The organism is Bacillus cereus group sp. MYBK14-1 (assembly GCF_051916885.1).
Classification (GTDB): domain Bacteria; phylum Bacillota; class Bacilli; order Bacillales; family Bacillaceae_G; genus Bacillus_A; species Bacillus_A cereus.
In genome coordinates this window covers 110,910-123,898 of the sequence record NZ_JBQAHM010000001.1, presented here as the reverse complement: position 1 = coordinate 123,898, position 12,989 = coordinate 110,910, and the positions used below count along the sequence as shown (strand labels likewise).

The window sequence follows — 12,989 nt, the reverse complement described above, 5'->3', positions numbered from 1 at the left end:
AAGGTAAAGAAAAGGTAAAGTTTACTAAATTAAATATAAAAAATACCCAATAACAAAAAGCTTAGTTTTCACTAATCGCTTTGTTATTGGGTATTAATTGATTTAAGAATTACTACTAGTGCGTATTGCTATACATTTGTCGTCACAATTAGAAAGAGATTGTTTACTTAGTACTTTCGGTAAGTAAATAGTTACTGTTGTCCCGACACCAACCTCGCTCATGATACTAATTGTCCCTCGATGACTTTCAATAATTTTATAACTTAACATTAATCCAATACCAGTCCCTTTTTCTTTCGTACTATAAAAAGGTTCACCTAATCTCTTAATTCTTTCTTCAGGTATTCCTATTCCTTCATCTATTACATGAATGATGACACCATCATCATTTATTTCTTTTATGTGAATTGAAATTTCCCCACCATTTGGCATAGCTTCGATTGAATTTTGCAAAATATTAATAAATACTTGTTTCAATTGATTTTCTGAGCATTCAATAATTATATCTTTGTCATCCGTAAATAGTTCAACTTGAATATTTTTCATAATTGCTTTTGTATTCATTAACGATACGACATTTTTAAAAATTCGATAAATATTTTTCTTTTCTGTATTTATCTCATCTGTTTTAGCGATTGATAGAAATTCTTGCAGGATTGCTTCTATCCTTTCAATTTCAGAAAGCATAAGATCAAAATATCTTTCTTGATCTTCTTTATTAATTTGGAATAACTGTATAAAACCTTTAATTACAGTTAAAGGATTTCTTACTTCATGAGCCACGCCAGCTGCTAATTGACCAATTGCTGCAAGCGTATCTGATTTATTTAGCAATTCTTCTGTTTTTTTTCGCTCTGTAATGTCGCGTACAATAATCATAATTTTATCATGTAATAATGGTAAGCACCTAGCCTCAAAGAAATCAATACTTCCATTAAGTGTGAGTGGATATTCTACAATTACATTCGTTCCTTTTTCCTTCACTTGATTAATGGCTTCCTGAAACTGCTGTGCTACTGACGTTGGTAATACTTCGTAAAACTTTTTTCCCATAAAAGCTTCTGCGGGTACGTAAAACTTTGTAGGAGATCCTGCCTTGTAATCTATAATTGTGCCATCATCTTCTGTTAAGAAACATAAATCTGGTAAAGCTTTAAAAATTAATTCCAGTTCAGATGTTTGTTGTTTTAACTGCTCTTCTATCGCTTTTAAATGTGTAATATCTACACCAACAGCCCAATAACTATATCCTGTTACAGGAAACTGTTCTGATATATTCGACCACATTATTGTTTTGATTTCACCATTTTTACATGTTAAGTGCATTTCCCAATCTCTGAAATTTTTTCCACAAGTTAAAAATTTCTTTTGTATTTGATGGCGATAATTATGATCAGGATACAATAATTGCAGTGCATTGGGATTTCCAACTATTTCTTCAGCGGTATAACCTGTTACAATTTCGCATTCTCGATTCCACAAAACAAAATCTCCATTATAATCAAGCGCATCGACCATAACAGGCATGTTTTGTAAAATCGTATGTAGTTCCTCTTCTTTCCGAGAAAGCAACGTTGTATTTTTACTTTGAAATACTTTTATTGCACCATCTAAAATTAAACTTGAGAGCATTTCAAAGTATTTTTGACAACTGAAAATTTCACTTTTTTTGGACCATACAACAAAAGATCCTAAATGTTGATTGTATAAGAAAATGGGGATTTCAATCTTTGGAAGTTTACTCTTTTTTATCTCATTCATTCCGAATGAAAAAACACACTCTTTTTCAGCATCAAGAAGTTGATGTGATATGTTAGTTAATTTATAAAATTGTTCTGCCATGGTTTCTATTGTACTCACATCAATAAGTTCCATTAGCCGCGAATTCATTCCTTTTTCACCTCAATATGTAAAATTAATACAAATCTAAAATTCATACTTCTCCATTATACGAAGAAAGCTAGTGTAGGTATATAGCTGTAGAATAATTATTCGAACAAATTTTATTTTTCAATTAAAACAAGAAAAGAATATATATACTGAATATACCTTTAATTAGTATATATTTCGTTGATTCCTCACTTATTATCTAGATAACTTGAATTCCTTCTTACATTCACTGAATTTTTACTCGAGAGTCATACACGTTACTAATAGCGATATAAACATGCAATAAGTATAAAGTTCATAAAATATTCACATTTTTTATGAAAAATATAAACATTTATTCCAATATATTCTATATAATAAAATGTAATAAGGCTTCTATGAATCTCATAGAATACCTTACCCCTAATAAAAAAGAAAAAAGAATCCATTTGGATTCTTTTTTCTTTTTTATTTACATTACATATTTATATAAAGCATGTGCCACACCATGTTCTTCATTTGATAACGTTTCGTATTTACACATTGCTTTTATTTCTTCAACTGCATTTCCCATTGCAATTGATATATTCGCTTTTTCCATCATAGAAACATCGTTTAGTCCATCACCTATCGCTACAGTGTTTTCAACCGGAATATTAAGATGTTCTGCTAAAGTATATAATCCATTCCCTTTTTGAGCATCTCGATGATTAATCTCTAAATTGTGCCAATATGAAGATGTAATTGCTAAATCTGTATTATGAAGAAATGTTTCTTTTAGTTTTTTTAATTTCTCAATATCATAAGAAAATGGTAATAGTTTATGCACATGTATATCTGTTTCTACAATTGGTTTACAACTTTCCGCACTATGAAACGCTGTATGCTCAAGATATAATGCTGCGATTGTTTCTAACTCTTTCAAGTCGAAATTTTCTTTTGAATTCTTCACATACTCAATTTCATTACGTACACTCTCTACTCCATAATCCGGTACATACACACCTTTATCAGTATAAAGCTGATAATATAAACCATTCTCTTCAAGATATTCTACAATTTCAAGTGCCTGCATATTTTGAATTGGATATCTCTTCATCATTTTTTTATCTTTATATATAAGAGCCCCATTTTCCGCAATGATTGGACACTCTAAATTAACTTCTAACAATAATCGCTCAATGTCAACAATAGAACGTCCTGTACAAATTGCTACAACATGGCCAGCTTCTTGACATGTTCGAATTGCTTCTGCATTTTCTTTACTTATCATTTTATTCCCCGAAAGAAGAGTTCCATCTAAATCAATTGCGATTAATTTCATTATTTCTTCACCACTTTCTATAAATACACGAGTTCTAATTAATTATTAGGTATCGTTTTCATACAATCCTCGTGAGGTACTTCTTATTTATAATTTATGAAAAGCGTTTCAGGTCAAGAAATAATTAAAAATAAAATCCAAAGCTTTTCTTTTTAAAAAAGCTTTGGATTTTAAACTATGAATTATAACTAATGTATTTTGTCTCACACATGTACACATTTTTTTCTTCAGTTGGGATATATACTTTAAACTTTTCTAGCCGTTTTCCATAGACATGAATCGTAATAACGCTTTCATTTTTGCTAATTTCAAGAATATGACAATCCGCTGGTGGAATTACTTTATCTGTTTCTCCTTCTCCCAAATAAAGATTTCCTGTATGTGTTAAATAAACAAGTGAATTTCCAAGTTGTTTCGTTTGTATAAAGTTCTTCACCATAATCCTTCCTGAAAAAACGCCTTCTACTCCCCATGTGCCGTCATGGTCATGTAAAGGTGTAGATTGTCCATCTTTCCATACGAGAGCTAGTACTTCAAAACGTTTGAGCGGATCTTCATACAATAAATGTCGTGCATATTGAGTCAAATTGGCCTTCTGTTTATCTAACGGAAGCCATGTTTTCTTTTCTAAAAGTTCTTCTAGTAACTTTTCAATGCCACACACTATTTCTTCTTCAAATAAACCGTTTTCCATAAGATTTGTAACACCTTTAATAAACTTTTGAAATGATTTACTTCCATTACAAGTCAACATAAGAATCCTCCTCTACGTTTTATACAATTCCATATTAAGGTAATTACCGAAAACTCACAATTGAGAAACAAAAAAACAAGATGCAAATGTATGCACCTTGTTAAGATTTTTATTTGGCTTTCAATCGAATAGGTAAGTATTTTAATGTTTGTTCATTTTCCAATATACATTTTTCTAAACAGAAAGATGGAGATAGCTCTATTTTTTCAAAAGCATTTATAAAGGTAGTTAATGCAATCTCAGCTTCTAAACGTGCAAGTGGTGCTCCTAAGCAAAAGTGAGGACCTTTCCCAAAGGTTAAATGCTTTTCATTTCCTGTTCGATGTACATTAAATTGAGAGGCTTGTGAAAATTTTTTCTCATCTAAATTCGCTGCACTAACCCACGCAACAATCATCTGATTCTTTTTCATGAAAGGACCAAATATATTTGTATCCTCTGTAATCCTCCGGGCCAATGTAACAGGAAAGCGATAGCGTAATACTTCCTCAATCGCTTTTAAAATTAAGTTAGGTTCTTTTCTTAACTCTTCATAAATTCCAGGTGAATCTACTAAAAAGCAATAAAAGCTATTAATAATTAAATTTGTAGTGGTTTCATTCCCTGCCGCTAGTAAACCTAATGAAAAGGTTACAATTTCTTCATCGGTTAATCTTTCGCCTTCATATTCAGCTCGAATTAAATCAGAAATGATATCATCGGTTAAATGATATCTCTTTTCCTGAACAATCGGTAGAAGGTATGCTTTGAATTCATGTAATGCTATCCCTTTCTCGGCATCCAGATCATTAAACTTTTCTTTACTATACGGCATAAATAAAATATCAGACCATTCTTTCATTTTTTTACGATCTGTTGTTGGGACTCCTAATAAATCGGAAATAACGGTAACAGGTAAAGGTGCAGCAAACTGTTCAACGATATTAACTTCACTACATTTTTCGATATGTTGTACAAGTTCATCTGCGATAGCCTGTATTCGAGGTTTCCACTGTTCTAAACTTCTTGGAGTAAATGCCTTAGAAACAATGGAACGTACATTGCGATGTTCTGGTGGATCTGTAGAGTTTATATTTATTCTAGTTTCTAAAGGAGGGATTGAGAATTGTCTGCGCTCCCTTCTACTTGAAAATAAGCGATAATCTGATAAAACACGATTTACATCATCATATAAAAAAACATTCCATACATCCTGCTCTTCATCATAATGAACTGGGTGATTATCCCTCATCAAACGATACCATTCATATGGATTCCATAATTCTTCTTTTGTTTTCAGCTTTGAAATTTCATGAACTAAAATAACATTTTCAGGTGAAGCCATAGTTCTTTCCTCCCTTTTCTTTTACAATAAAAGTGATAGGTCGGCAGTCCAAAGTTGTATAAACTATCATATGTTATTTTAACATATACCAAAGGGGATTTTTCATTAGAGAACTTGAGAAATATATAAGGGGGATTTTTATGTACGTTGACATTTTACTACTAGCAGAATTAACGACAGGACCAAAACATGGATATGAAATTAAAAAAAATGTTCAAAATCGTTTAGGTGAAAATTTCGAATTAAATCACAACATGCTTTATCCTGCCCTTCGGCGCTTTGAAAATATGGGTGCTATAACGAAAAAAATACATAAACAAATCGGAAAACCAAACCGAAATATGTACGATATAACAGAAACAGGAGAAGAAATTTTTTCTGAAATGTTACGAGAGTTTCCCGAAAAACTTGCGACAAACAATACAGAATTTCTTGTTCGTATTGCGCTATTTGAAAAACTTGACTATGAGGATAGAAAAGAGATTTTGACTGTACGTCAAAACGTACTATATAATCAGCTTACTGCTATTCAGTCTCTAGATGTTACCTCATCTTTTATTACTGAAGTCATTGAATTTAGTAAATCACGAATTGAACATGAATTGAGTTGGATTACATCACTTATGAAAAAAATATGAAAAAATAACAAGAAAAGTTAAAAACAATGAATGAAAATGATATTTATTATCAATACTATAATTAATAAAAGGGCAACCACGATTTGGCTACCCTTCAAACATTTATACTTCTGGATCGAAAGTTTTGCAATCTGTTTCTTCCGTTGTAGATGCATGTTTACCTTTATGACTTACTACGTAAATTGCCTCTGCACTACATTTATTACCGTTCGCCCAAAATTTACAGTTATTTACTTCACATAAAACGTCTTGTGCCATAGTATCACACCTCCTTGTTCTATTATCATTAACAAAATTCGGAGGTATGATACTCTTTGTCATGCATTTTTTATTCCCTTTTTAGCTTTCTTAATGGTTCAATATCTCCTCGTACAATCACATCTATATTTTCAGTTATTTTTTCAATGTCAAAATGCCACCATTGAATTTGTAATAATTCTTCTATTATTTCATTTGAAAATCTCTCTTTTATTTTATTTGCTGGATTTCCACCAACAATTGTATATGGTGCGACGTCTCTAGTCACAACAGATTTAGCTGCAATGATTGCACCATCTCCTATTTTTATTCCGGGCATAATAGTTGTGTCCATACCAATCCAAACGTCATTTCCTATAACTGTATCGCCTTTGTAAGGTAAATCAGACAAACTAGGTGTATACTTCTCCCACCCATTTCCAAAGATATTAAATGGATATGCCGAAAATCCATCCATCCGATGATTCGCTCCGTTCATAATAAAGTTAACTCCAGATGCAATACAACAAAACTTTCCAATAGTAAGGCGATCCCCAAGAAATTCATAATGATGTAATACTCGATTTTCAAATGTTTCTCCATCTTTCGCATCATAATAAGAATAGTCACCAACAAGTATATTAGGTTTTGTTATTGTATTTTTTATAAATTGAACGTTTTGATTTCCTTCAATAGGGTATTTAATATTTGGATTAGGATTCATTTTGTACAGCACTTCCTTTACCACTTATTTCACTTTCTACCGCTATTACTGGCTTTAAATTGTATATAGGTAAAATAAACAATAATCCAATTATAAAAAGTAAAGCCGTCCCTTCATACATCATACTTAATGAAAACATCTCTTTTAATGAGCCAGCTATACTCATCGTTACTACCATTGAACCGGTAAATAGCGGACTTAAAATACCATTTACACGACCTATAAAATCGGTATCGCTATTTTGAATAATAAGCGTATTAATACCAATTTGGATACAAGGAAGAGCTAAGCCACTAAAAAGCTGAGCTGTAAGTGTCACCCATAAATTTGTAGAATATCCTATAATGCCAATACCAATTGCTTGACCAAGCATACCGATAATTAACATCTTTTGCGGAGCAACGTTTTTCGCAAATACCATTGCTAATGCTCCGCCAACAATCATTCCCGCACCATTTACTGTTAGTAGCCACTGTAAACTCTCTTTTGATAATCCTAGCTGCTCAGTCACAATAAATATACCTAATGGTTGAATTAATCCTATACCTAGTCCTGCAGCCATAAAGCAAAGCCCTAGCAAAGTTAATGCTTTTTTCTTTTTGACATACTTAATACCATCCTTCATCTCCTGCAGCAGAGTGATATCTTTCTTTTCTACGTCGTTTTCAAGATCTTTCGGAAGAAATAACAATACAACTGCCGCAAGTAAAAACGAGATACCTGTTATGATGATTGAAATATAAATTCCAAAACTATGAAAGATAAATGTCCCTAGAATTGGTCCTAATACCATAAATATTGCAAATATCGTTTGATATATAGACATCGCTAATTGAATTTGTTCCGTTGATAAATGTTGTTTAAACAACTTCATTCCAGATGGTTGTGAAAACTGTGAAAGGATTGCAGAGATGAGTGTCACAAAAAACACAATTTTCCACGTTCCAAACATAAGCGTAATTAATACAGCGAATACTGAAATGGAACTTAACGTTTCACACCATATCATTGTCTTCTTTGGCTTCCACCTATCAGCAAAGGTACCGCCAATAAATGAAAAAATAAAAATTGGAGCGAATTCAGCAACTGAAATCATAGAAATAGCAAAAGCATCACCTTTTGTCATTTCCATTACATATAGTAATACCGCAAAGTTTCGAACCCATATTCCTATTTGTAAAAATAATGCTGATGCTAAAATCCCTTGTACAAACCGATTTTTTAATACTTGTGATACCCCATTGTTTTGTTTCGTTACTACATTTGTCGACATAAAAAAGCCTCCTATTTCATGTTCTGAACAGGAGGCAGCACAAATCATATAAAAAGACTATATATTCGCAGAGCGAAATACATCCCTTTTCTATAAATGTACAGACTAACCCTATTCAGAAGAATATTTCGTTTTTTAACGAAGATCTCTTACAAATAGAATTAGTTGATCATTGGGATGTCTTCACCCTTCCGTTTCGAATTTAAATAACACATACATACTCTATGTAAATCATTTTCGATGTATGCATGTCTCCTTTTAACTATTCTAGAAAGTTAAAGGTAATTCCTCTAAAGAACGCATTAAATAGTTACCTTGCCATTTAATTTCTTCACGATTCCCTTTTATTTGTAGTTCAGGCATTCGATTAAACAAAGTAGTAATAGCAATCTTTGCTTCTAACCTCGCAAGTGGAGCTCCTAAGCAGAAATGACTACCATGACCAAAGGCAATGTGACGGTTGTTCTCCCGTGTAATATCAAATATTTCTGGATTTTCAAATACTGTTTCATCACGGTTCGCTGAAGCCAATGCAATAATAACCATATCTCCTTTCTGTATTGTTTGATGGTGAATTTGAAAAGGTTCCGCTGCCCATCTTGCAGTTGTAACCTCAACTGGAGAATAATAACGCAATCCTTCCTCAATAGCCGAATCAATTAGTTTGGGATTATCTTTTAATAACTGTAATTGATTTGGATTTTCAAGAAGTGCTAATACCGTATTTGTAATTAAATTCACTGTCGTCTCATGTCCTGCGACAATTAATAGCATTATCATTGAATATAGTTCCCGAGCGCTAAGTTTATGCCCTTCACTCTCTGCAAGTATTAAAGCACTCACCAAGTCTTCTTTTGGCTCTTTTCTTTTAATATCAACTAAATATTGAAGATATGTAATAAACTCAGATAGTTGTTTTTCGGTCTCTTTTATTTCTTCAGGTGTTTCTGGTGATGCAATAACAGCATGAGACCAAATTCTAAATTTCGCTTGATCTTCTTTTGGAATACCGAGCATCTCACTTATTACAATAATTGGTAATGGAAATGAATAATCATCCACAAGATTTAATGTACCTTTTCGCTCTATATTACTTATCAAATCATCTGCTATTCTCTGAATTCTTCCGTCTAATTGTGCAATCATCTTCGGTGTAAAAGCTTTTTGAACTAAAGATCGTAAACGACTGTGGTTAGGTGGATCTGAATTTAGCATATGTGTTGTTAAGTGGTCACTATTATCAACGGAAAGATACATGTTCTTTGTATCTTGAGAAAATACATTTGTCCAATCTTTTTTTAAACGATTATCTTTTAAAAGTGGCAGAGCATCTTCATATCTAGTAATGAGCCATTCTTTACCGATTTCAACTTGGTTTACAAATAATATAGGTTGTTTTTTTCGCGATTCTTTATAAATTTCATACGCATCTTCTTTAAATTGAGCTGAAGCTAAATTAATGCCATCCTCTATGTTTAACCCAACTTTGTTTTTCATTGACATTGTATTCCCTCACTCTCATTTGTTTTTGAAAACCAACCAACATATGCATTATACTCTAATAAAAACGTGAAAATTGTAAATTTTTAATCAAAATCTTACTTCGTATATTGAAAAATAAAAAAGTGAGAGAGTACAATCGTTTTACTCTCCCACCTCTCTTTATGCGAAGCACATAAAATTACTAATTTGTTGATAGCGATAACTTACTTTACGACGACGACCACCTTGCCAAGTGTAACCTGATACTCCGTTTCTTCTCACTTCAGTTGGAAAGAACCATAAATCCCTTCCAAAAGGTCCAGGACGATGTAAACGTAAATAGCCCCATCTTCCTAAACAGTTACACATCCATGATTTCATATTGCCTGGTTGTGCTGGAGAAGCAAATGTAGACGGTAACGATGGCGCTTGTGACGGTGGTGGTGACGTTGGAGCATCCTCCGCATCATCTGGTCTGTAATCTTCTTGTTCAATATCTCTCACTTCATTTGTAGGTTCATACCCGTAGTTTTGTGGATTATAATACATCGCTTGATCATATGGATAATTTTGTTGGTTATACATATTAACAAATCACCTTCTTTTCATTCATTACCTTTATCATTCATATGTGATATGCCCTCTCTAGGAAGCTTATGTATAGCCCAAATTCAACTTAAAAAGCTTGTATTATTAAAAATACGAGCCTTTCAAAAATAGAATGTGTTTATTATTTCCTTAACTTCACACTATAAAAACGCATTTCATCTAACGAACCTTCAAATTCAAATACTTCTTGTTTAATTAATCGTTTCAAGCGATATTCTAAGAATGTATCTCCAACCAATTGTTCAACAAGACCAAGTGCTTCACCAATTACTCTAGGAGCTTTGAGGAACTCTCGATCAGCACCCACACTTTTCGCGCATTCAATTATAAATTGATCAAAATAATCTTCTTGTACAAAATGCACTTCATTTTCTTTCCACACTCTTAAACATTCTATGCTTTCCGATAATCTATCCCACTCATGTTCAAACTTCATTCGCTTCTCTTCAGTTAAATAAGGTAACTTTATAAAACTTTTTTGGAATAGAGCTAAACTTTCAGGTGGTAATTCTCCCGTTCCACGAATATCATACTCTTGTTTTAATATTTCTCTACTTGCTTCAGACGTATTAATAACTCGAATGTTTTTCTTATCCTTTAATTGTGCTATTACAAAACTTAGGCCTACATGTTCATGTGCATTATCAGCCTTCCAAATTGTAATAGGTGTTTCAACAGGAATAGTATGTAGTTCTTCTATAGTTGCTATAAATCTTGATAAATATTCTTCTTCAAAATAACTATCATAAGCAGTTAAGTTATTTATTAACCACTCCTGTCTTGCTAGTTGCCCCTCATTCGTATGCAACCTATATATCGGTCCAATTGAAAAAAATTCCGAAAAAGCAACAACACTCTCTTCAAATAATTCTTCTTGACTTAACATATATTTTAAGCAACCAGCCGTTGAATCATCAAAAGCAATATGTACGTGCGTACTTTCTTTTACATTCCTTTTATAAGTAGGATTACTTGTTAATTGTTTCGGAATATCCATCAAATTTTTAATTGTATCTTCACTATAGTTTTCTTCTAATAAGTTTAACTGTATGAGAATACTTTGAAGTAAATCTTTAGCCTCATCTTCGTACATATCCTCTACAGCATTTTTAATTTTATCTATCACACAAATCCCTCTATTCATTTCAAAAATAACGTAGATTATAGTGTATCATTTTAGTATAGTTCTTTAAAGTCAAATCCAGATTACTACAGCAATCTGGATTTTCAACAAAAGCTCTCCTTATATTTTTGAATTGCTAAATATTTTTACTTTGAAAATCCTTGTATCTAAATGTATAATTATATAAAAACAAAAATATAGGAGCTATATTTATGGATAAAGTACTTACAAATTATAAACATTACTTAAAAAATTGGAGATTTATATTTATTTGCATACTACCTGCTATTGCCTTATTCGTTACTTTCGATGTCATCTTTGAACTACTGTTTCATCAAAATTTCTACTTATCTAACTTAATTTCTGCTATCATATTATTTTTAATATTTATTAACGTTAAAGATAAATTTAAAATTAAAGGCTAAAAAACACTATTTCAAAATAGCCCTTTATTATTGCATCCTACTATAAAATAAGGCTCATAGTAGATTTTCATAAAAAATAAGAGCACCCTGCAATTAGCTGCTCTTATGTGATTAGAGGTTTTTTCTGAGTATTAAGTAGGACACGAAGATCTTGTCCTACTACATAATATATGCTTGTGCTTATTATTTCGTGCATGTATTAAGCAACATGTTCAGGTACTTAATATATGCACAGTCATTGCTAAAAAATCTACTCAAAATTTCACTGCACAATTTCATATTTATAAATTAAAAAACATCCTCAATGGATGTTTTTTATCTAAAGATTTTAAGCTTCCATAAACTTAGCCGGTACACCAATTTTTTCAACTACAGAAGATATATTAGTAGGATTAATCATTACATTTTCAATACATACTAATTTATTTTCTAATATCCCATTCTCTGTAGTAATAAGTTCTTCAAACCGATCTAAAGTCATTGAGAATTTATGTTCACTTCCACCATTCATACTAACTTTTACATACTTCATAGTGTCACCGCCTTTCATAATAATTTACATTTCGACAAGAAGGCGCTTACATCCTTTTTATTTACCTCTTAGATTTCTCACGTTTATATATATTTTGAGAACGGAAACTACTATTATTCACTCACAAAATTATTGCTAATAAGAAAGATAAAGATAAAAATGCACAAAGTGGAATATATAAACCGGTATCCATTCTTGCAAAGTGCGTATCTTTTTGTCGTTTAAAGATACCAAAATAGTTAAATTCACCAATTACTCTAATAGAAAAGACGATCATACAAATCCAGGAACCGACTTGAATAATAACATTAGGAACTGCAAAATGAACAATATTTGCTTGTTGCAACAAAATTATTGCTGCCATACTTAATAATAATGCAATGACCAATGTCATTCCGGCACGAGGTGTAAACGCCTTTTCCCCTGCTTTAGTTGGAATAACACTATTTGTCCCCCAATTACCTCCGAAAGCCCAATATACATGTAAAAAACTAACTAAGAATAATATACAAGCAGATATATATGTAATGATAAGCATTTTATCCTCCCCTTATTTCATTTTGGTTCCCACCTATAAAATATGCTGTTCCCCCCACATTAGCAACCTTCATTTCATTACATAAAAAAACCGTAATGATTTATCAATATTAAGATAAGTCATTACGGGGTTATTAA

At 31.8% G+C, this 12,989-nt stretch carries 14 protein-coding genes; 2 read left to right on the top strand and 12 right to left on the bottom strand.

Annotated elements, in window-relative coordinates; all coding sequences use genetic code 11:
• Positions 1 to 102 precede the first annotated feature (102 nt).
• The 4 genes from ACTFR3_RS00610 to ACTFR3_RS00595 all read right to left on the bottom strand — a co-directional run bounded on the left by ACTFR3_RS00610 (position 103) and on the right by ACTFR3_RS00595 (position 5,271).
• The gene (locus ACTFR3_RS00610; RefSeq protein ID WP_440044060.1) at positions 103 to 1,890 is read right to left on the bottom strand and encodes an ATP-binding protein; all 1,788 of its coding nucleotides are present in this window, start codon (positions 1,888 to 1,890) and stop codon (positions 103 to 105) included.
• Between the two features lie 451 nt (positions 1,891 to 2,341).
• Positions 2,342 to 3,193 (bottom strand): Cof-type HAD-IIB family hydrolase, encoded by an 852-nt coding sequence (locus ACTFR3_RS00605; RefSeq protein WP_000766393.1) that lies wholly within the window; start codon positions 3,191 to 3,193, stop codon positions 2,342 to 2,344.
• 175 nt (positions 3,194 to 3,368) lie between these two features.
• Positions 3,369 to 3,947, bottom strand: a complete 579-nt coding sequence (locus ACTFR3_RS00600) for a cysteine dioxygenase family protein (protein WP_000954442.1) — start codon at positions 3,945 to 3,947, stop codon at positions 3,369 to 3,371.
• 109 nt (positions 3,948 to 4,056) lie between these two features.
• Positions 4,057 to 5,271 carry a cytochrome P450 gene (locus ACTFR3_RS00595; RefSeq protein ID WP_000168020.1) on the bottom strand — a complete coding sequence of 405 codons (1,215 nt, stop codon included), beginning with the start codon at positions 5,269 to 5,271 and terminating at the stop codon, positions 4,057 to 4,059.
• A gap of 140 nt (positions 5,272 to 5,411) precedes the next feature.
• Between ACTFR3_RS00595 and ACTFR3_RS00590 the strand changes: the two genes are divergently transcribed.
• Complete coding sequence (locus tag ACTFR3_RS00590; protein ID WP_137396771.1) at positions 5,412 to 5,909, top strand: PadR family transcriptional regulator; 498 nt, start codon at positions 5,412 to 5,414, stop codon at positions 5,907 to 5,909.
• 102 nt (positions 5,910 to 6,011) lie between these two features.
• On the opposite strand, the gene ACTFR3_RS00585 is transcribed toward ACTFR3_RS00590, so the two are convergent.
• The 6 genes from ACTFR3_RS00585 to ACTFR3_RS00560 form a co-directional block, all read right to left on the bottom strand.
• A complete protein-coding gene (locus ACTFR3_RS00585; protein ID WP_000046095.1) occupies positions 6,012 to 6,167 on the bottom strand; it encodes a DUF1540 domain-containing protein in 156 nt (51 codons plus the stop codon).
• A 70-nt stretch (positions 6,168 to 6,237) separates the two neighbouring features.
• Positions 6,238 to 6,870: a Vat family streptogramin A O-acetyltransferase gene (locus tag ACTFR3_RS00580; RefSeq protein ID WP_001069204.1), complete on the bottom strand. Its 633-nt coding sequence runs from the start codon at positions 6,868 to 6,870 to the stop codon at positions 6,238 to 6,240.
• Positions 6,860 to 8,143, bottom strand: coding sequence for an MFS transporter (locus ACTFR3_RS00575; protein ID WP_000106396.1), 1,284 nt, complete (start codon positions 8,141 to 8,143; stop codon positions 6,860 to 6,862). Before ACTFR3_RS00575 ends, ACTFR3_RS00580 begins: the two co-directional genes overlap by 11 nt.
• A 267-nt stretch (positions 8,144 to 8,410) precedes the next feature.
• Positions 8,411 to 9,646 (bottom strand): cytochrome P450 family protein, encoded by a 1,236-nt coding sequence (locus ACTFR3_RS00570; RefSeq protein WP_440044058.1) that lies wholly within the window; start codon positions 9,644 to 9,646, stop codon positions 8,411 to 8,413.
• A 159-nt stretch (positions 9,647 to 9,805) separates the two neighbouring features.
• Positions 9,806 to 10,210 (bottom strand): hypothetical protein, encoded by a 405-nt coding sequence (locus ACTFR3_RS00565; RefSeq protein ID WP_000282687.1) that lies wholly within the window; start codon positions 10,208 to 10,210, stop codon positions 9,806 to 9,808.
• A 145-nt stretch (positions 10,211 to 10,355) separates the two neighbouring features.
• Positions 10,356 to 11,360 carry a DUF1835 domain-containing protein gene (locus tag ACTFR3_RS00560; RefSeq protein ID WP_440044057.1) on the bottom strand — a complete coding sequence of 335 codons (1,005 nt, stop codon included), beginning with the start codon at positions 11,358 to 11,360 and terminating at the stop codon, positions 10,356 to 10,358.
• A gap of 209 nt (positions 11,361 to 11,569) precedes the next feature.
• Here ACTFR3_RS00560 and ACTFR3_RS00555 point away from each other — a divergent pair, with 209 nt between their 5' ends.
• The gene (locus tag ACTFR3_RS00555) at positions 11,570 to 11,782 is read left to right on the top strand and encodes a hypothetical protein (RefSeq protein ID WP_000362067.1); all 213 of its coding nucleotides are present in this window, start codon (positions 11,570 to 11,572) and stop codon (positions 11,780 to 11,782) included.
• Positions 11,783 to 12,110: 328 nt separating this feature from the next.
• Here ACTFR3_RS00555 and ACTFR3_RS00550 read toward each other — a convergent pair whose 3' ends face one another.
• Positions 12,111 to 12,314 carry a hypothetical protein gene (locus ACTFR3_RS00550; RefSeq protein WP_000878369.1) on the bottom strand — a complete coding sequence of 68 codons (204 nt, stop codon included), beginning with the start codon at positions 12,312 to 12,314 and terminating at the stop codon, positions 12,111 to 12,113.
• Positions 12,315 to 12,435: 121 nt separating this feature from the next.
• Entirely contained in the window at positions 12,436 to 12,852 is a 417-nt protein-coding gene (locus ACTFR3_RS00545) for a DUF3995 domain-containing protein (RefSeq protein ID WP_000905568.1), read from the bottom strand.
• Positions 12,853 to 12,989 lie beyond the last annotated feature (137 nt).